The sequence below is a fragment of the Streptomyces sp. ID05-26A genome (assembly GCF_033794685.1).
In the GTDB taxonomy this organism is placed as follows: Bacteria; Actinomycetota; Actinomycetes; order Mycobacteriales; family Pseudonocardiaceae; genus Lentzea.
This window is the reverse complement of record NZ_JARAYZ010000001.1, coordinates 489,386-509,119: the sequence shown is the minus strand read 5'-3', so window position 1 is coordinate 509,119 and position 19,734 is coordinate 489,386. Positions and strand designations below refer to the sequence as shown.

General features: G+C 68.6%; 17 protein-coding genes. 10 read left to right on the top strand and 7 right to left on the bottom strand.

Features of this window, described 5'->3' with window-relative positions; translation table 11 throughout:
- Positions 1-44: 44 nt before the first annotated feature.
- The 7 genes from PV646_RS02440 (at position 45) to PV646_RS02410 (ending at position 9,007) form a co-directional block, all read left to right on the top strand.
- On the top strand, positions 45-1,412 hold the full coding sequence (locus PV646_RS02440; protein ID WP_500339803.1) for a M4 family metallopeptidase: 1,368 nt from the start codon (positions 45-47) through the stop codon (positions 1,410-1,412).
- 123 nt (positions 1,413-1,535) lie between these two features.
- Positions 1,536-2,312, top strand: coding sequence for a S1 family peptidase (locus tag PV646_RS02435; RefSeq protein WP_500339802.1), 777 nt, complete (start codon positions 1,536-1,538; stop codon positions 2,310-2,312).
- 41 nt (positions 2,313-2,353) lie between these two features.
- Positions 2,354-3,067, top strand: coding sequence for a PIG-L deacetylase family protein (locus PV646_RS02430; protein WP_500339801.1), 714 nt, complete (start codon positions 2,354-2,356; stop codon positions 3,065-3,067).
- Between the two features lie 51 nt (positions 3,068-3,118).
- Positions 3,119-4,327 carry a uroporphyrinogen-III C-methyltransferase gene (gene cobA / locus PV646_RS02425; protein ID WP_500339800.1) on the top strand — a complete coding sequence of 403 codons (1,209 nt, stop codon included), beginning with the start codon at positions 3,119-3,121 and terminating at the stop codon, positions 4,325-4,327.
- 79 nt (positions 4,328-4,406) lie between these two features.
- The gene (locus tag PV646_RS02420; protein WP_500339799.1) at positions 4,407-5,312 is read left to right on the top strand and encodes a ricin-type beta-trefoil lectin domain protein; all 906 of its coding nucleotides are present in this window, start codon (positions 4,407-4,409) and stop codon (positions 5,310-5,312) included.
- 129 nt (positions 5,313-5,441) lie between these two features.
- Positions 5,442-7,172, top strand: coding sequence for an ABC transporter ATP-binding protein (locus tag PV646_RS02415; RefSeq protein WP_500342241.1), 1,731 nt, complete (start codon positions 5,442-5,444; stop codon positions 7,170-7,172).
- A complete protein-coding gene (locus tag PV646_RS02410) occupies positions 7,169-9,007 on the top strand; it encodes an ABC transporter ATP-binding protein (protein WP_500339798.1) in 1,839 nt (612 codons plus the stop codon). The genes PV646_RS02415 and PV646_RS02410 overlap by 4 nt, the downstream gene beginning before the upstream one ends.
- On the opposite strand, the gene PV646_RS02405 is transcribed toward PV646_RS02410, so the two are convergent.
- The 5 genes from PV646_RS02405 to yaaA all read right to left on the bottom strand — a co-directional run bounded on the left by PV646_RS02405 (position 8,946) and on the right by yaaA (position 14,814).
- Complete coding sequence (locus PV646_RS02405) at positions 8,946-10,121, bottom strand: MFS transporter (protein WP_500339797.1); 1,176 nt, start codon at positions 10,119-10,121, stop codon at positions 8,946-8,948. The two genes, PV646_RS02410 and PV646_RS02405, sit on opposite strands and share 62 nt — an antisense overlap.
- A 234-nt stretch (positions 10,122-10,355) precedes the next feature.
- A complete protein-coding gene (locus PV646_RS02400; RefSeq protein ID WP_500339796.1) occupies positions 10,356-10,766 on the bottom strand; it encodes a hypothetical protein in 411 nt (136 codons plus the stop codon).
- Between the two features lie 354 nt (positions 10,767-11,120).
- Positions 11,121-12,671 (bottom strand): DEAD/DEAH box helicase, encoded by a 1,551-nt coding sequence (locus PV646_RS02395; protein WP_500339795.1) that lies wholly within the window; start codon positions 12,669-12,671, stop codon positions 11,121-11,123.
- Between the two features lie 234 nt (positions 12,672-12,905).
- The gene (locus PV646_RS02390; RefSeq protein WP_500339794.1) at positions 12,906-13,874 is read right to left on the bottom strand and encodes a serine protein kinase RIO; all 969 of its coding nucleotides are present in this window, start codon (positions 13,872-13,874) and stop codon (positions 12,906-12,908) included.
- 211 nt (positions 13,875-14,085) lie between these two features.
- Positions 14,086-14,814 (bottom strand): peroxide stress protein YaaA, encoded by a 729-nt coding sequence (gene yaaA / locus PV646_RS02385; RefSeq protein ID WP_500339793.1) that lies wholly within the window; start codon positions 14,812-14,814, stop codon positions 14,086-14,088.
- Positions 14,815-15,131: 317 nt separating this feature from the next.
- Between yaaA and PV646_RS02380 the strand changes: the two genes are divergently transcribed.
- Entirely contained in the window at positions 15,132-15,359 is a 228-nt protein-coding gene (locus PV646_RS02380; protein WP_500339792.1) for a hypothetical protein, read from the top strand.
- 282 nt (positions 15,360-15,641) lie between these two features.
- Here the strand turns inward: PV646_RS02380 and PV646_RS02375 are convergent, their stop codons facing one another.
- A complete protein-coding gene (locus tag PV646_RS02375; RefSeq protein WP_500339791.1) occupies positions 15,642-16,397 on the bottom strand; it encodes an SAM-dependent methyltransferase in 756 nt (251 codons plus the stop codon).
- A gap of 86 nt (positions 16,398-16,483) precedes the next feature.
- On the opposite strand from PV646_RS02375, the gene PV646_RS02370 reads away from it, so the two are divergent.
- Entirely contained in the window at positions 16,484-17,440 is a 957-nt protein-coding gene (locus PV646_RS02370; RefSeq protein WP_500339790.1) for a GNAT family N-acetyltransferase, read from the top strand.
- On the opposite strand, the gene PV646_RS02365 is transcribed toward PV646_RS02370, so the two are convergent.
- Entirely contained in the window at positions 17,437-17,796 is a 360-nt protein-coding gene (locus PV646_RS02365) for a VOC family protein (protein ID WP_500339789.1), read from the bottom strand. The two genes, PV646_RS02370 and PV646_RS02365, sit on opposite strands and share 4 nt — an antisense overlap.
- A gap of 147 nt (positions 17,797-17,943) precedes the next feature.
- Here PV646_RS02365 and PV646_RS02360 point away from each other — a divergent pair, with 147 nt between their 5' ends.
- Complete coding sequence (locus tag PV646_RS02360; RefSeq protein ID WP_500342239.1) at positions 17,944-19,674, top strand: proline--tRNA ligase; 1,731 nt, start codon at positions 17,944-17,946, stop codon at positions 19,672-19,674.
- Positions 19,675-19,734: the final 60 nt, after the last annotated feature.

The window sequence follows — 19,734 nt, the reverse complement described above, 5'->3', positions numbered from 1 at the left end:
CACACGGCCCACCCTGCCCGGGCCCGAAAGCACTGGAGACCGGCATGAGAGCCCGTCGTCTCGTCGCTGTCGCCTGCACCGCCGGCGTCGCACTGTCCCTGCTGACGATCACCGCCCAGGCCGCCGCGCCCAAGGAAGGCTTGCGGCTGCTGACCGTTCGCGACTCGTTGACCGCCACGCACACCTGGTACGAACAGACCTACGACGGAAAACCGGTGCTGGGCGCGTACTACGTCGAGCACGTGGACAAGGCGACCGGCGAGAAGACCGTGGACGACGGCCGCCTTTCGGTCGGTTCCGTCGACGTCACGCCGGCCATCTCCACCGAGGACGCCAAGACCAGGGTCGCGGCTCCCGAAGGCGCGAACCTCAAGGTGCTGCCGGGCACCGGCCTCGTCTACGAGGTGATCTCCGACAGCGGCAAGGGATCCGAGCGCACGCTGGTGCACGCGGAGTCCGGCGCGGTCGTGAAGACCGAGAGCCTGGTCAAGCACGCGGACGGCACCGGCAAGGTGTTCAGCCCGAACCCCGTGTCGTCGCAGCAGAACCAGAACCTCAAGGACGACAACGACGCCGATTCGGCCGTCCCCGCGTCCGCGTACAAGACGGTCACGCTGTCCAACCTGGACGGCTCCGGCTACCTCAAGGGCAACTACGCCCAGCTGACCGGTGCCAAGAGCAAGCTCGCGTACAACAAGAACAACAAGTTCGAGTACACGCGCGCCAACGACCTCTTCGAGCAGGTCAACGCCTACTGGGGCGTGACGGAGGCGCAGAAGTACATCCAGAGCCTCGGGTTCAAGAACGTGAACAACGAGGCGCAGAAGATCACCACGCTCGGCCTGACCGAGGACAACTCGTTCTACGACCCGAACAAGGACCAGATCACGTTCGGCACGGGCGGGGTGGACGACGCCGAGGACGTCGAGGTGGTGTGGCACGAACTCGGCCACGCGATCCAGGACGCCCAGGTGCCCGGCTTCGGTTCCACGGTCGAGGGCGGCTCGATCGGCGAGGGCTTCGGCGACTGGTGGGCGTTGATCATGTCCTCCGCGGACGCCAAGGACACGGCCACGGTCCCGTTGGCGTGCATCATGGACTGGGACGCCACGGCGTACACGACCGAGACGCCGCACTGCCTGCGTCGCACCGACACCGACCTGAAGTACGCCGACCGCAAGGGCGAGGTCCACTTCGACGGCCAGATCTGGTCGCGGGCGTTGTGGGACCTCTACCAGAAGTTCGGTCGCGACAAGTCGGCGAAGATCGTGCTGGAGGCGCAGTTCTCCTACTCGCCGTCGACGAACTTCGCGGCGGCGGCCAAGGCGACCGTCGCGGCGGCGAAGAAGCTCTACGGCGACGCTGACGCCGCCACCGTCCAGGCCGCTTTCACGGCGCGTGGCATCGGCTGAGTCAAAAGTGAAGTCGGACATGTCCGACTAATGGCGGTTACGCCGCCGAATCCCCGCCCTTGACGCTGTGTGTGCCGTGCTTCACCCCCTGCACACACAGCGTCATTGGGAAGGACTGGCAACATGGCGAAAACCCTGCATCGCCTGATCGTGTCCGTCGTTGTGTCAGCTCTCGCAAGCATCTTCTTCGTCGCCCCCGCGGCCAACGCGGGCGACGTGTCGCCGATGATCGTCGGTGGTACGCGGGCGAGCACCGCGACCTACCCGTGGGTCGTCTACCTGGCGTCCACGTCCGGATCGCAGTTCTGCGGTGGAACGCTGGTGAAGGCCAACAAGGTCGTCACGGCCGCCCACTGCGTGTCCGGTCGTTCGGCCTCCAGCACGCGTGTCGTGCACGGACGTGACGACAAGCAGAGCACCGCGGGCACGGTCGCGAGCGTCACCCGGATCTGGGTGCACCCGAGCTACCGCTCCGCGACGTCCGGCTACGACGTGGCCGTGCTGACGCTCGACCGCAACATCAACTCGGCCACCCTGCCGCTGGCCACGCCGTCCGACACCGCGCTGTACGCGGCGGGCAACTCGGCGCTGATCCTCGGCTGGGGCACCACCTCTTCGGGTGGTTCCGCCTCGCGCTACCTGCTCAAGGCGAACGTGCCGCTGACCTCGGACGCGACCTGCCGGACCGCTTACCCGCAGTACAGCAACAGCTCGATGGTGTGCGCGGGCTTCCCGCAGGGCGGCACCGACACCTGCCAGGGCGACTCCGGTGGCCCGCTGGTGTACGGCGGCAAGCTCATCGGTGACACCTCGTGGGGCCGTGGCTGTGCCGGCGCCGGCTACCCCGGCGTGTACGGCCGCATCGCGACCTACCACTCCGTGATCACCGCTCAGCTGTAAGCCTGTTGCAGGGTGCGTGCTCCGGCGCGCACCCTGCACGCATGGCTGATCTGGAACCTGTGCCGGAAGACTGGTCGAGCGCGCTGGTCGTCGTCGCTCACCCCGATGACATGGAGTACGGCGGTGCGGGCGCCATCGCGCGTTGGACCGCCCAAGGCAAGAACATCACGTACCTGCTCGCGTGCCGCGGTGAGAACGGCATCGATACGTTGGAGCCGACTGTCTGCGGGCCGTTGCGGGTCGCGGAGCAGATTGCGTCGTGCGTGGCCGTCGGCGTGACCGAGGTCGAGTTCCTGGATCACCCGGACGGCACCATCGAGTACGGACTTCCGTTGCGCCGCGACATCGCGGCGGCCATCCGCCGGCACCGGCCGGAGTTCGTGATCACCGGCAACTACCGCGAGACCTGGCCCGGTGGCGGCCTGAACATGGCCGACCACATCGCCGTCGGACGCGCTGCGGTCGACGCGGTCCGGGACGCGGGCAACCGGTGGATCTTCCCGGAGCTCGGGCTGGAGAAGTGGGAAGGTGTGAAGTACGTGGCGGCGGCGTCCTCGCCGTTGGCGACGCACGCAGTGGACATCACCGACTCGTTCTATGCCTCCGTGGTCTCTCTGCGCGCGCACAAGGCCTACTTGGAAGCGTTGAGCGGCGACATGGCCGACCCGGCGACGTTCCTCCGTTCGATGGCCGAGGCCGCGGGAAAGCGCTTCGGAGGGGTGCTCGCCACCTCTTTCGAGCTGCTGGCCGTGTGACCATGTTCCCTTCGGCTGGACACGGCGGGTCCGGTGTGGATGCTTCTACGCATGCCCTTTGAACAGCACTACCTGGCCGGCCTCGACCTCCGGGGCCGGCGCGTCCTCGTGGTCGGCGGAGGCACGGTCGCGCAGCGCCGTCTTCCTCGCCTGATCGCGTCCGGCGCCGTCGTCGAGCTCGTGTCGCCATCCGTCACCCCCTCCGTCCAGGGCATGGTCGACGCGGGGGAGCTGACGTGGCACGAGAGGCTGTTCGAGGCCGGTGACGTCGAGGGTGCCTGGTACGTGCTGGCGTGCACGTCCGACGTCGAGGTGAACGCGCAGATCAGCGAAGAGGCGCTCTCGCAGCGTGTGTTCTGCGTGCGCGCGGACATCGCCGTCGAAGGCACGGCTGTCACGCCGGCCAGCGGGATGCACGACGGCATGCTGATCGGTGTGCTGGCCGGTGGTGAGCACCGCCGGTCGGCCTCGGTGCGGGACGGGCTCGTGGCGGCGTTGCGCGACGGCCGCATCGCGGACCAGGCCGCACCGCCCGTCGGTGTCGCGCTGGTCGGTGGCGGACCCGGTGACCCCGAGCTGATCACGGTGCAGGGCAAGCGCTTGCTGGCGCACGCGGACGTGGTCGTCGCGGACCGGCTCGCCCCGCGCGAGCTGCTGGAGGAGCTGCCCGCGCACGTCGAGGTCGTGGACGCGGCGAAGATCCCCTACGGCCGGGCGGCGACGCAGGAGTTCATCAACCAGACGCTGATCGACCGCGCCAAGGAGGGGAAGTTCGTCGTCCGGCTCAAGGGCGGCGACCCGTACGTCTTCGGGCGCGGCTTCGAGGAGCTGCTGGCGTGCGCCGAGGCCGGGATCCCCGTGACCGTGGTGCCGGGCGTGACGTCGGCGTTCGGTGTGCCCGCATTGGCTGGTGTCCCCGTGACGCACCGAGGCGTAGCGCACGAGGTCGTCGTCGTCTCCGGTCACGTCGCACCGGACGACCCGCGCTCTCTCGTCGACTGGTCGGCGATCGCACGCCTGCGCGGCACCGTCGTGCTGATGATGGCGGTGGAACGGGCCGGTGCGTTCGCCACGGCGTTGATGGAAGGCCGTCCCGGTTCCACCCCCGTCGCCGTCGTCCAGGAGGGCAGCACGGCAGCTCAGCGCGTACTGCGGTCCACTTTGGACTCGCTGGGCGCGGACGTGAAGGCCCACGAGATTCGTCCTCCGGCGATCATCGTGGTGGGCGCGGTCGCCGACATTGCCTCCGCAAATAGTTAGATAAGTTTCTTTACAAAAGCCGCGCAGCCGGTGGACTCTGCATTCACGCCGCCAAGTCCACCGGTTTGCGGAGGCTCGCATGAAACGCGTCCTGTCTTTGGTGGCAGGCATTGTGCTCGCGATGTCCGGTTTGGTCGTTTCGACCCCGGCGAACGCGGCGTCCCAACAGGTCTTCTGGACCTTCTACGGCTGGTACGACAACACGCCGCCCGGTGGTGACATCGCCTACCCGGGCCTGCACGACACGGCCGGCGGAAAGGGCACGTGGTCCGACCCGATCACGTTCGCGACGTCCAGCAAAGAGGCCAAGCCGGGCACGAAGATCTATTTCCCGCGGGTCAAGAAGTACTTCGTCATGGAGGACTCCTGTTCCTCCTGTGAGCAGGACTGGAACGGCAACGGCCCCAACGGCGGCCCGAAGCTGTGGCACTTCGACGCGTGGATCGGCGGCAAGGGCGGCAACGCCATGAACGCGATCGACTGCGAGGACGCGCTGACGAACTACCACGACGACGGCAAGCCGGTGATGGAGGAGACCATCCTCAACCCGCCGTCGAACCTGCAGGTGGACCCGACGCCGATCTTCAACACCTCGACCGGCGAGTGCTACGGCGGCGCGAAGCCCAAGACCACCAACGGCGAGTACAAGAACGTCTCGACCGGCAAGTGCCTGCAGGGCGGCGCGTCCGGCGCGCAGCTCACGACGGCCACCTGCAACGGCTCCGAGAAGCAGAAGTTCAAGTTCCACGGCGCGTTCATGGAGCAGGGGTCGCCCCAGCAGTGCACGACGCTGTCGTCCGGGAAGGTGCTGCTGAAGAAGTGTGACGGCGGCCCGAACCAGCAATGGTCGATCAACCCGAACAAGACGATTTCGGACATGCAGTACAACACGAAGTGTTATCGGGACGCGTCCGGAAAGGTGACCGCGGCGTCGTGTTCCGGAAGCGCCGCCCAATGGACGTTCAAGGCGGCCGCCAAGAAGTAACCTCGTTCTGCGGCTTCACGAGCCACCGTTCAGGCTTCGGTCTGGACGGTGGTTTTTCGTGTTCCACCTCGACCCACAGGAGCTTTCGTGCCGACTCAGCGGACAGCCTCGCCGCCCGGCGGGGACCGGGTGCTCACCCGCCTGCTGACCACCTACCTGCAGCCGTACCGCCGGGAGCTCGGCATCGTCGTCGCGTTGCAGCTCGTCGGCACGATCGCCTCGCTGTACCTGCCGAGCCTCAACGCCGACATCATCGACAACGGTGTCGCGCGCGGTGACACGTCGTACATCGTGGACCAGGGCGTCTGGATGCTCGTCGTCTCGGTGCTGCAGATCGCCTGTTCGATCGTGGCCGTCTGGTACGGCACGCGCACCGCCATGGCGTTCGGGAGGGACGTGCGGTCGGGCGTGTTCCACCGGGTCGGCTCGTTCTCCGCGCAGGAGGTCGCGCGGTTCGGGGCTCCGTCGCTGATCACCCGCACGACGAACGACGTGCAGCAGGTGCAGGTGCTCGTGGTCATGCTGACGACGATGTTCGTCGCGGCGCCGATCATGTCCGTCGCCGGTGTGGTCATGGCGCTGCGCGAGGACGTCGGGCTGTCGTGGCTGCTGCTGGTCTGCGTGCCGGTCCTGGCGATCGCGATCGGCATGATCACCGTGCGGATGGTGCCGTTGTTCCGCCGCCAGCAGGAGCGGATCGACCACGTGAACCGGGTGCTGCGCGAACAGCTCACCGGCGTGCGCGTGGTGCGGGCGTTCGTGCGGGAGAAGTCCGAGACCGAGCGCTTCGCCGACGCCAACGCGCAGCTCACCGACATCGCGCTGAGGGCGGGCCGGTTGCAGGCGATGATCTTCCCGACGGTCATGCTGATCTTCAACGTCTCCAGCGTCGCGGTCCTGTGGTTCGGGGCGCACCGGGTGGCGGACGGGGAGATGCAGGTGGGCGCGCTGACCGCGTTCCTCGCCTACCTCCTGCAGATCCTGATGTCGGTGATGATGGCGTCGTTCGTCTCCACGATGGTGCCGCGCGCCTCCGTCAGCGCCGGACGGATCATGGAGGTCATCAACACCGAACCGTCGGTGCACGCTCCTGCCGAACCTGTGCCCGCGCCCGCCGGGATCGGTCAGGTCTCCTTCCACAGCGCGGAGTTCCGCTATCCCGGTGCCGACGCGCCGGTGCTCAGGAACACGTCGTTCACCGTGGGCGCGGGGCGGACCACCGCGATCATCGGCAGCACCGGATCCGGCAAGACGACGTTGATGAGCCTCATCCCGCGGCTGATCGACGTGACGGCGGGGGAGGTGCGGGTCGGCGGCGTCGACGTGCGGGCGCAGGACCCCGGGGCGTTGCGGTCGCGGATCGGGCTCGTACCGCAGGTGTCGTACCTGTTCACCGGCACCGTCCGGTCGAACCTGAGCCACGGCGCGCCCGACGCCACCGACGAGCGGATGTGGACGGCGCTGGACATCGCGCAGTCACGGGACTTCGTCACGGCGATGGGCGGTCTCGACGCCAAGATCACGCAGGGAGGCACCAACCTCTCCGGCGGCCAGCGGCAGCGGCTCTCCATCGCACGTGCCCTCGTGCGCAGGCCGGACGTGTACCTGTTCGACGACTCGTTCTCCGCACTCGATCTCGCGACGGACGCGGCGTTGCGCGCGGCACTGAAGCCGTACACGCGCGACGCCGCCGTGATCGTCGTGGCGCAGCGGGTGTCCACAGTGGCCCAGGCCGACCAGATCCTCGTGCTGGAGAACGGCGAGATCGTCGGCAGGGGCACGCACCGCGAGCTGATGGACAGCTGCCCCACCTACCTGGAGATCGTCCACTCGCAGCTCACGCCGGAGGAGGCGTCATGACCACCACCCGTGAGCAGCCGCGGCCGATGGGCGGCCCCGCCGGACGGTTCGCCATGCAGGCGCCCGTGAGCAAGGCCGCGAACTTCGGCACCTCGGCCCGCCGCGTGGCGGGTCTGATGAAACCCGAACGCGTCACGTTCGTCGCCGTCGTCGGACTCGGCGTGCTCGGTATCGCGTTCACCGTCCTCGGACCGAAGATCCTCGGCGACGCCACCGACATCATCTTCAACGGCCTGCGCGGCCCGGGCATCGACTTCGGCGCTCTCGCCTCGGTGCTCTCGTTCGCGCTGGGCCTCTACGTGCTGTCCTCGCTGTTCAGCTGGCTGCAGGGGCGGCTGCTGAACGGCGTCGTGCAGCGCGTGGTCTACCGGCTGCGCGAGAGCGTCGAGGAGAAGCTGCACCGGTTGCCGCTCAAGTACTTCGACGGCCAGCCCCGCGGTGAGCTGCTCTCCCGCGTCACCAACGACATCGACAACATCTCGACGACGTTGCAGCAGACGATGAGCCAGCTGCTGACCGCTGTCCTGAGCCTCGTCGGCGTGACGGTGATGATGTTCGTGATCTCGCCACTGCTGGCGGGGGTGATGATGCTGGTCATCCCGCTCTCGGTGGCGCTGACGGGCGCGATCGGCAAGCGCGCGCAGAAGCAGTTCGTGGCGCAGTGGAAGCACACCGGCGAGCTGAACGCGCACATCGAGGAGGCGTTCAGCGGCCACCAGCTCGTGACCGCGTTCGGGCGGCAGCAGGAGTCCGAGGCGGAGTTCCGCCGCCGCAACTCGCAACTCTACGAGGCGGCGGCCGGCGCGCAGTTCGTGTCCGGCCTGATCATGCCGTCGATGATGTTCCTGTCGAACCTGAGCTACGTCGCCATCGCGGTGATCGGCGGTCTGCGCATCACGTCCGGCGGCATGACCCTGGGCGAGGTGACGGCGTTCATCCAGTACTCGCGCCAGTTCACCCAGCCGCTCACCCAGGCCGCGTCCCTGTCGAACCTGCTGCAGTCCGGCGTGGCGTCGGCGGAGCGGGTGTTCGAACTGCTCGACGCCCCCGAACAGCTCCCGGACCCGGCCGGCGCAGTCGCACCCCCGTGGCGCTGCGGCAAGGTCGAGTTCCAGAACGTCTCGTTCTCCTACGAGCCCGACAAGCCGTTGATCGAGAACCTGTCGCTGGTCGCGGAACCCGGCCAGATGATCGCCATCGTCGGCCCGACCGGCGCCGGCAAGACGACCCTCGTCAACCTCATCATGCGGTTCTACGAACTCAACGGCGGCCGCATCACCCTCGACGACGTCGACATCACCTCGTTGCGCCGCGAGGACCTGCGCGCACAGGCCAGCATGGTGCTGCAGGAAACCTGGCTGTTCGGCGGCACGATCCGCGACAACATCGCCTACGGCAAGCCAGGCGCCACAGAGGAGGAGATCCTCGCCGCGGCCGAGGCGACCTATGTGGACCGTTTCGTGCGATGCCTGCCCGACGGCTACGACACCGTCATCGACGAGGAGGGCTCGAACGTCTCGGCGGGCGAGAAGCAGTTGCTCACCATCGCCCGCGCGTTCCTGTCCGACCCGACGCTGCTGATCCTCGACGAGGCCACCAGTTCCGTCGACACCCGCACGGAATCGTCGGTGCAGCACGCCATGGCAGCCCTGCGGTCGTCGCGCACGTCGTTCGTCATCGCCCACCGGCTGTCCACGATCCGCGACGCCGACCTGATCCTCGTGATGGAGGCCGGACGCATCGTCGAACAGGGCACGCACGACGGGCTGCTGGCTAGGGAAGGCGCGTACCACCGGCTGTACTCAGCGCAGTTCGCTGCAGCGATCTCAGACTGAGCACCCCCACGACGGTTCGCAAGGTTATCGCCACGTACCAGGGAGCCAGCAGCCCGAAGTAGTCCGCGGTGAGTCCACCCAGCAGCGCGCCGACCGGCTGAACACCCCAGGTGATCAGCGTCTGCGCGCTGCTGACGCGCCCGAGCAGTTCGGTGGGCACGGTGCGTTGCCGGAAGCTCGCGGTCGCCACACCCCACACGGCCGTGCAGAACGAACTCACCACCGCGAACACCGCGACCGTCTCGAGGTCATGGGCGACCGTGGCAATTCCCAGCCACATCAAGGGAATGAGCACCACGGTGGTCACGACCGTGTGGCGATACCGGATCAACCGTTCGGCGAGCAGTCCACCCGCCACGCCACCGAAGGCGAGCGTGGCCAGGAAGACCCCGAACCCCGCGTTCGTCAGCCCCAGCCGTTGCTGCGCGAACAACACCAGCGTCGCCATGGTCATCGCGATGCACAGGTTCGTGGTCGCCGACACGACAGTGATCGTTCTGAGCGCCTTGTGGTTCATCAGCCACCGCAGGCCTTCTCTGGCCTTCGGCCTGACGGGTGGTCGTTCGTGGCTGGTGCGCATCCTGGTGACCAGCGCCGCCGCGATGGCGAACGTCAGCGCGTTGACCCAGAACGGCGCCGGAACCGCCATGGCGAACAGCAGTCCGCCGAGCGGAGGCCCCAGGAACTGCAGCGCGACCGCCTGCGACGCGAACAGCCTGCCGTTGGCCCGCTCCAGCAGATGATTCTCCACAGTGGCCTTGATGAGCGGCTGCCCGACCGCTCTCGGCACGGTCTCGGCGGTGCCGACGAGGAACGCCATGCCGTACAGGAAAGCGATGGGCGCGTTGTGGAACAGGGCAAGGACGGCCATCAGCGCACATTGGACCCACAGCGCTGCGAGGAGGAGGCGCCGCCCGTCGTACCGGTCCGCCGCCGCTCCGGCCGAGAGCGAGACCAGCAGCCAGGGCAGCGTGCCGAAGAAGCTGACACCGGCGATGAGCTTCGGGTCCTGGGTGAGCGTGGTGGCGAGCAACGGCAGTGCCGCCAGGAAGATGCCGTCTCCCAGCGCGGAGACGGCGCTCCCGCTCCACAGCAAGTACCAGTTCCGCCCCATGGGGCACCGTACACACGCGTGCTCGACGCCGACACGGCGCAGGCGCTCATCGCGAACTCAGTGGGCTACGCGGTGAAGGACCAACGAGCGCTTGAACAAACTCGCCGACAAGCCGGCCACGAGACGCATCGTTGTCGGCACCGTGTCGAACCCTCGTGCCCCGTTCATCGTCAGCAACGCGTCCTGACACAGCAACGAATCCCAATCCGTTGTGGACCGGGATTCGTTGCTGTGTCAGTAGATTTCCTTCGACGCCCACTCAGCGAAACGGGTCGCGATGAGGTCGAAGTCGAAGTCTTCGCTGTCAAACAGAAAGACGACGCGGTTGTCTTCCTTCTTCTGTGCGCCTTGCAATCTGGCCGCGAACTCGGTCTGAGGCGCCGCGATGCTGTGGATGCCTGTGGTGTTCATCCAGAGCGTCGCGGCCCCCTTGCCGGGCTTGGCGAAGATGAATCGCAGTTCGGCCCCTGACTTCGGCGGCTGCTGTACCTCGTAGCCGAACTCCCGCACCAGCCGTTCGGCCAGGTCGGGTGCCGGTGAGGCGGGGTCGTACTGACGCCACCGATTGATTCGATCTCGTACCTCGGTGGTGAAAAGCGGTGCGTCGGCAGTCTCGGTCGACACGGCTCGGAACTGCACGATCACTTCGACTCCTCCTGGGCCGATTAGTCGAACCTTGTCGTGTCCATGCGGGACGAAAATCGTGTATGGGGTTTCATCCCCATGGCGGCTGCTCACAATGCGACCATAGCCTCTCATCCGCGTATGGGCAATGATTTACGCTTATGGATCTTGATGAACACATATGCGGACCTGTCGCTGACGGTTGTCGTTCCAGCACTTCTGCACGACGTCGACCGTGATGGTCCACGCGTGCCAACCCTCCGACTGCCGATCTGCGGACACTCACCACGCACGCACCGTGGAGGCTGCGACCCCGAACACGGCAAAGGCCGCCTCCCCGAAGGGAAGCGGCCTCAACCGTTGATCAGATCGAGCTCAGTGCTGCGGCGCCCGGCGCGGACGACCCGCGCTGCTGCGCTCGGGGCGACCGAAACCACGGCCACCCTCGGTGCGCTCCGAACGGCGCGGACCGCCGCGGAACTCGCCGCCGCCCTCGGTGCGACGACCGGAGCCACCGCGGTACTCACCGCGACCGCCACCGGCAGCCGGAGCACCGAAGCGACGTCCGCCGCTGCCGCCACTGCGACGGGCCGGCTTCTCGCGCTCGATGATCGGCTCGCCCGAAGGCGTGCGAGCACCGGTGATGCGGACCAGGTCGTCGTCGCCGGGGCGCACCTTCGTGCTCTCCGGACGGATGCCCGCGCGCTGGGCCATGCCCTGGACGGCGCGGCGCTGGTCGTGCGTGACCAGCGTGACGACCGTGCCGGACTGGCCTGCGCGAGCCGTGCGGCCGGCGCGGTGCAGGTAGTCCTTCGGGTCGGCCGGCGGGTCCACGTGGACGACCAGGGACACGTCGTCGACGTGGATGCCCCGGGCCGCCACGTCCGTCGCGATCAGGACGGGCGTGGTGCCCTCGCGGAACTCACCGAGCACGCGAGTGCGCGCGCTCTGCGCCTTGCCGCCGTGCAGTGCGCCGGCGGCGACACCGACCGAGCGGAGCTTCTTGGCGAGACGGTCGACGTGGTGCTTGGTGCGCACGAACATGATCGTGCGGCCCTCGCGCGCGGCCACCTCGGTCACCACGTTCTGCTTGTCCTCTGCGGACACGAACAGCAGGTGGTGCTCCATGGTCGTGACGCTCGCGGTGGACGGGGCCACCGAGTGCGTCACCGGGGAGTGCAGGTACTGGCGGACCAGCTTGTCCACGTCGCCGTCGAGCGTCGCGGAGAACAGCAGGCGCTGCCCGTCCTGCGGGGTGAGGTCGAGGATCGCGCGGACCTGGGGCATGAAGCCCATGTCCGCCATCTGGTCGGCCTCGTCCAGCGCGGTGATCTCGACGGAGCCGAGGTCGCACGTGCCCTGGCGGACGTGGTCGGACAGCCGGCCCGGCGTGGCGATCAGCAGGTCGACGCCGCGGCGCAGGTGTTCGATCTGGCGCGGGAACGACGTGCCGCCGACGACGACGCGGCACCACAGGCCCAGCGCGCGGGCGTGCGGCATGAGCGCCGTCTCCACCTGCATCGCGAGCTCGCGGGTCGGAACGAGGATCAGGCCGCGCGGCTTGTGCGGCATCGAGCGGCCGGACGCGAGGCGCGTCAGCATCGCGAGGCCGAACGCCAGCGTCTTGCCGGAGCCGGTCTGGCCGCGGCCGAGGATGTCCTTGCCCGACATCGCGTCGGGAAGGGTGGCCGCCTGGATGGGGAACGGCTCGGTGATGTCGTTGGCTGCGAGCGACTTGACGAGTGCGTCAGCCAAGCCGAGCTCAGCGAACGAGGGCAGCGGGCCTTCCGGCAACGTGCTCTCGAAGTGCTCGGCGACGATCGGTTCCTCGACCCGCTGCTGCGGACGCGAGGAGTTGCCCTGGCGACCCGAGCGGCGCCGCGGTGACCTGCGGCTTTGTGCGTGCTCGGAACGACCTTCGGACATTGATGGCAAAACAAACCTCCGGGACATGGCACGTCTCGAGGCTGCCCCGCGTGCTACCGCGGTGCCGATCACAAGGACGGGCCCGGCGTGATGGTCACGCCGCTGATGAGTGGGTGGAAACACCGGTCAACGGCCGTCAAGCCTTCATCGGTGTACAGCACAGTCTAGCTGATCAATGGCGAGACCTTGCGCGCCCGGCAGTGTCGTTGGACACGGCCCGGCGCGCAAGGTGGGTCACGCCATACCCGCCACGTCCAGCAGCGTTGCCACCAGCGCGGACGGGTCGCCGATCTCCGCCGGCAGGCCGCGCGAGGCGAACCAGCCGCAGATGTTGCGGACGTCGCGGTCCAGGAACTCCACGCCGCGCGGGTTGGCGACGAGGTCGACCACCTGCGGCAGGTCGATCATGATCAGCCTGCCGTCGTGGACCATCAGGTTGTACGCCGAGAGGTCGCCGTGCGTGATGCCCGCCTCGGCGAGCGTCATGAGCGTCGCGACCAGCTGGCGCCACAGGTCGAGCAGCTCGTCCTCGTCGGGACGGGTCTGCGCGAGCCGCGGTGCCGCGTTGCCGTCAGCGTCCCCGATGAACTCGAGCAGCAGCTCGGTACCGCTGCGCTGCACCGGGTACGGCACGGGTGCGCCGATCTGCCACAGCTTCGTGAGAGCCGCGAACTCGGCGACGGTCCACTGTTCCGCGATCAGGTTGCGCCCGAACGCGGTGCGGTTCGCGATCGCCCGCGTCTCACGGGACTTCTTCATGCGACGACCCTCGAGGTACCCCGCGTCGCGGTGGAACATCCGGTGGTCGTTGCTGCGGTAGCGCTTCGCGGCGAGCAGGCAAGCCCGGTCGCCCATCGCGCGTTCCAGCAGGAAGACGTCCGCCTCCTTGCCGGTCTTCACGATGCCCAGCTCGCGGTCGACCGCGGCCAGTTCCGTGATGAGCCAGCTCGGATGCGGTTTCGGACCCTGCTCGGCGTCACCCCACGTGGACCAGCGGTCGCCGTCCTCGGGAGTGTCCGCCGTGCTGAGCTGGTCCTCGCGCACTCGCGCGACTCGCAGCTTCTCTTCTTCGGTCATGCGGCCGCGACGCGTGGGTTCCGCGTCGTCGGCCTTGCGGTTGGTGCGCTTTCCCTTGCGCCGCATGGTGTCGTCGGCGCCGTCGAAAGCAGATTCGTAACGTTCGAAAAGATCGTGCTCGCGCACGGTGGGGTCTCCCAGCGAGATGAAGGGTGACCGCCCTACTGGCGCTCTGCGATCAAACGGTGCTGATCAGGCGCGAAGGACGGCTGGACGGGTCGCGAATGCGGCGCCGCGCCCAAAGACAGGCTCTGACATCTCGCACCTCCTCGATCCAGCTCCGTTGTCACGCTTCGGGGAGAAGCTTGCACTGCGGGCTCTCGCGCCCGCAACCGATTTAACCGGTGATCAGGTCCGCAGTCCTCTCGCCCGTCGGCACGATCTTCAACCCGGCCTTCTGCGCAAGCCTGACCAGGCCTTTCAGGTCCGCGGGCTCGGCAGCGGACTTCGTGATGGCGCGGGCGAGCAGGCCCTTGTGCGCCTTGTTGAAGTGGCTGACGACCTTGCCCTCGCTGGTGACCACCCGGACGACGACGGCGTGCGGGATCCTGGCGAGGCTCGAGTACGCGCCGGACCGCAGGTCGACGACGAACTCGTCGGCGTCCTTCAGCACCGGCTCCAGCGCGGGCTTCCACACCGTGCGCAGGCTGCCGTGCGACGGGAGCGCGCTGCCGCCGGACAACCGGTACGCGGGCACGGCGTCACCACCCTTGAGCACCCCGAACAGCGCGGACGAGACCGCGAGCCGCTCGTAGGCCCGTTCCTTCTCGGCCTTGCGGAGCGACGGGAAGTCGAGGTTGTCGTAGAGCACGCCGGTGTAGCGCAGCAGCGCGGGCGTGGTCTCCGACGTGCGCAGCGAGGCGTTGCGGTGCACCTCGTCGACCTGGCGCTCGGAGATGTCGAGGGCCTTGAGACTCGCCGGGACGTCCCGCGCGAGATCGGCCAGCGCGGACACCAGCTTGTCGCGCACGGGGTTGAGCTCGGGGAACGACAGGGCGTCGAGGTCGAGCGGCGCACCCTCGCCGCCGATCGCCTTGGTCTCCGACGGGGGGAGCAGCACCAGCACGGTGCAAAGGGTAGGGCAGCGGGGGGAAACCGCTGGACCTGCGGGGTGTTCCTGGGGTCGGGGGACGCGCTCGACCGGGTGCGCGGGGTCGCTCGGTGGCCGGACGAGTCTGGGGACGTCGAGGGTGCTGGCGGGGAGGTCTGCTCGCGTTGGTGGGTGCTGTGGTGAGGCGCGGGCTCGCGTTGGTGGGTGCTGTGGTGAGGCGCGGGCTCGCGTTGGTGGGTGCTGTGGTGAGGCGCGGGCTCGCGTTGGTGGGCGCTGCGGGGAGGCGGGCTCGCGTTGGCGGGTGCTGCGAGGAGGCGGGCTCGTGTTGGCGGGTGCTGTGGGGGTGGCTGCACGCACCGGCGGTGTTGTTGGAGCTGGCTCACATCGGCGGACGATGGCGGGAAGGCCTGCTCGCATCGGCGGATGTGGTGCGGCGCGGGCTCGTGCTGGCGGGTGCCGTGGTGAGGTCTGGCCCGCGCCGGCGGGCGCTGCCGGAGCGGTCCGGCTCCGCGCTGAACGGGGCTGGTGGGAAAGCCTGCTCGCGCTGGCGGGTGCCGTGAGGTGGCCCCGGCCCGCGCTGACGGGCGCCGAGCACCGTGTCATCGCCGAGGCGGACGCGATGCGTGTCGTGTCCGGTACCGCTGGCGGTGCCGGCCGGATCGGCCCGTGGGCGTGCAAGGCGTTGGCGGCTCGATGGTGCTGCCGCACAACGGAACCGCACGCCTCCCCGTACAGGCCGCACATGAACCCTGGCTTGCCGGACATGAGCGTCAGGTGAGCGCGCCGGCCCGGCCAGGTTCGTTCCCCAGCGCGCTCAAGCCTCGGCTCGCCGCCTCGACCGCTTACGGTGCCTGCAGGGTCAGGTAGGCGAGGCCCATCGTGCCTCGCCAGCCGCGTAGCCGGTAGGTGCGCTGGCGGTCTGCCTTCGCCCTGATCTCCTCGGCGTGTTCGGAGTCCGGGTTGGCGCGCAGCCAGCGTTCCCAGGCCAGGCCGTGGCCGTTCTCGAAGACGTCCCACTCGTCGAGGCTCGCCTGTTCCACCGCTAGCGGGCGGTAGCCGTGGGTCAGGGCCAGGTCCACCAGGTCGGCCAGCGAGCTGTACTGGTCGCGGGGGACCGGCATCGCTGCCAGGTGGGCCTCGGTGGGTTCGCGTTCCCAGAAGCCCTCGCCCAGCAGGAGTCTGCCGCCGGGGCGGAGCAGGCTTCTGGCCGCGGTGAGTGCGTTGACCGTGTGGTGCAACGGGTCTCCGCCGAACACCTGGCTGGCGCCGTTGACGATCACGGCGTCGGCTTGCCGGTCCGGCTGCCACTCGGTCACGTCGGCCACCTGGAGGCTGACTCGGGCGGTGAGGCCTCGGGTGTCCGCGTTCGCCTGGGCGCGGGCTATGTCCACGGCGTTGCGGTCCACTCCCGTGCCCGTGGCGGTGGGGGCGGCTTCCAGGGTGCGCAGCAGGAACTCGGCCCAGCCGCAGCCCAGGTCGATCACGTAGCCGTCGTCCAGCGGCAGCAACGAGCGGATGAGGCGGGCTGCTCGTTCCTCGGACAACGGGCCGTGGAACGTCACGTCCTCGTACAGCGGTGCGATCTTTGGTGTCGTCATCGCTCGCAGGATGGCCCAGGCGGTGCGTCGCGGGCAACGCGATATTCGGTTGTTGGAGGTGCCTCCCTTCCGTAGCTTCGGTTGGCGTGGAACTCGTGTGGCGCCCGCTCACGACAGCGGACATCCCTGTGGTGGCCGCGCTGTACAACGCGGCCGAGGCGGTCGACGACACCGGCGAGCTGTTGTCCGAAGAGGACTTCGCCCGGTCGTTCGGCGAGGCCGACCTGCCCGGCGGATCGCTGGCCGTGCTCGCCGGCGGAACGCTGGTGGCCTACGGGCTCGTCGCGTTGCGCGACAATCCTGTTGGCACGCACCGGGTCCGGCTCGACGGCATGGTGCACCCCGAGTTCCGGCGTGCGGGTATCGGACTGCGGCTCCTGCCACGTCTTGCCTCGCTCGCACGGGATCTCCACGTCGCACGGCATCCGGACATGCCGCTCTCCGTGTGCACCATGATCGAGAGCCGGTCCGGTGGACACGTCGCGCTGGCGGAGAGGCTCGGCTTCACCGCCGACCGCCACTTTCACGAACTGGAGGTGGCACTGGGCGAGTCACTCGCCCAGGCGCCGATCCCGTCCGGCTACGAGATCGTGCCGTTCTCCGCCGCTCGCGACGAAGAGGTCCGCAACGTCGCCAACGTGGCGTTCGCCCAGCACTGGGGGTCGGTCGAGCGCAGCCCGCAGGAGTGGGCGGCGTCCTTCACCGACAGCCCGAGGTTCGTCCCCGAGTCCTCCTTCCTCGCGCTCTCGAACGACTCCGTGGTCGGGTTCGTGCTCGCACGGCACTACCCGGTCGTCGAGGAGCTCACCGGCGTCCGCGAACTGTGGATCGGGGACGTGGGCACCCTGGAAGAGCACCGCGGCCGTGGCGTGGCCTCCGCCCTGCTGAGCTGGACGCTGACTCAGGGCAGGGCGAAGGGCTACCACCGCGCGGGACTCTCCGTGGACACGGCCAACGCGACCAGTGCGCTCGGCGTGTACGAGCGCGCCGGGTTCGAGGTGGCGCGGACCTGGATCGACTACGGGAAGCCCGTCGAGCTTTAGAGCTCCTCGCCCGGCTGGCCGACGCAGAACTGGTTGCCGTCCGGGTCGGCGAGCACGGACCACACGAGGCCGGGAACGCTGTGCACCCCGACCTCCGTGGCACCGAGCGCGACGAGGCGGGCGACCTCGGCCAGGCGGTCCGGCACGTGCGAGTCGAAGTGGACTCTGTTCTTGCCCGGTGTCGCGTCCGGCACCTGCTGGATGCCGAGCACGACGCTGGACTCGGTGGTCGGCGCGAGCACGAGGAACTCACCCCAGTCGTTCTGGATCGTGGTGCCCAGAGCGGCCGTCCAGAACTCCGCGAGCTTGCGCGCGTCGCCCGTGTCGAGAGTGATCATGTCAATGGTCAGCGGCATGGGAAGGACGCTACTCAGGGGGTCTGACAATTCCGGTCGCCGCAGGTCAGAGCCCACGCAAAGCACCGCGCGCGATTTCGCGGAACGTCCAACCAGTACGCTGCTTCAACTGCCCGTGAACGAGGAGTACCCACCGTGATCACCAGGATGTCGTCGCTGTTCCTGCGCACCCTTCGCGAGGATCCGGCGGACGCCGAAGTGCCCAGCCACAAGCTGCTGGTGCGCGCCGGCTACGTCCGCCGCGTCGCGCCGGGCGGGTACACCTGGCTGCCGCTGGGCCTCAAGGTCCTGCGCAACATCGAGGCCGTCGTCCGCGAGGAGATGGACGCCTTCGGCGCGCAGGAGATCCAGTTCCCCGCGCTGCTGCCCAAGGAGCCCTACGAGGCGACGAACCGGTGGGAGGAGTACGGCCCCAACCTGTTCCGCCTCAAGGACCGCAAGGGCGCCGACTACCTCCTCGGCCCCACGCACGAGGAGATGTTCACCCTCACCGTGAAGGGTGAGTACAGCTCCTACAAGGACTACCCCGTCACGCTGTACCAGATCCAGACCAAGTACCGCGACGAGGCGCGTCCCCGTGCGGGCATCCTGCGCGGCCGCGAGTTCCTGATGAAGGACTCGTACTCCTTCGACCTCACCGACGAGGGCCTCAGCGAGTCGTACAAGAACCATCGCGACGCCTACATCCGCATCTTCGACCGGCTCGGCCTGGAGTACGTGATCGTCTCCGCCACGTCCGGCGCGATGGGCGGTTCGGCGTCCGAGGAGTTCCTCGCCGTCGCCGAGACGGGCGAGGACACGTTCGTGCGCAGCACCGAGTCGGGCTACGCGGCGAACGTCGAGGCCGTCGCTACCCCCGCGCCCGCCGCGCAGCCGATCGACGACAAGCCCGCCGCGCAGGTGCACCACACGCCCAGCACGCCGACCATCGAGACGCTGGTCGACTTCCTGAACGCGAACACCGACCGCAAGTTCACCGCGGCGGACACGCTGAAGAACGTCCTGGTCAAGGTCAAGCACCCCGGCAAGGACTGGGAACTGCTCGCGATCGCCGTCCCCGGCGACCGCGAGGTCGACTTCAAGCGCCTCGAGGCAGCCCTCGAACCCGCTGAGGTCGCGATGCTGGAAGCGGCCGACTTCGCCAAGAACTCGTTCCTGGTCAAGGGGTACATCGGTCCGGGCGCCATCCAGGCCAACGGCATCCGCTTCCTCGCCGACCCCCGCGTCGTCACGGGCACCGCGTGGGTCACCGGCGCCGACAAGGCCGACCACCACGTCGTCGACCTGGTCGCGGGCCGCGACTTCACCCCCGACGGCGTCATCGACGTCGCCGAGGTCCGCGAGGGCGACGCGTCCCCGGACGGCAAGGGCGTGCTGACCGCGGCACGCGGCATCGAGATCGGCCACATCTTCCAGCTCGGCCGCAAGTACGCGGACGCGTTCTCGCTCGACGCCCTCGGCCCGGACTCCAAGCCCGTCCGCATCACCATGGGCTCGTACGGCGTCGGGGTCTCACGGCTCGTCGCGGTCATCGCGGAGCAGTCGCACGACGACCGCGGCCTGATCTGGCCCCGCAACGTCGCTCCCGCCGACGTCCACGTCGTGGTCGCCGGCAAGGACGAGACGCTGCTGAACGCCGGTGAGGACTTCGCGAAGCAGCTCAGCGCCAAGGGCCTCAAGGTCCTGCTGGACGACCGCAAGGCGAGCCCCGGCGTGAAGTTCGCGGACGCCGAGCTCGTCGGCATCCCGACGATCCTCGTGATCGGCCGCGGCCTGAAGGACGGCACCGTCGAGGTCAAGGACCGCCGCTCCGGCGAGCGCGTCGAGGTGCCGGTCGCGGAGGCCGTCGACCACCTGGTGCAGGTCGTCACCAGCTGACGTCCGAACCAACTGAAACGCCCGGCCGCACTGTGCGGCCGGGCGTTCGGCTTTTCGGGA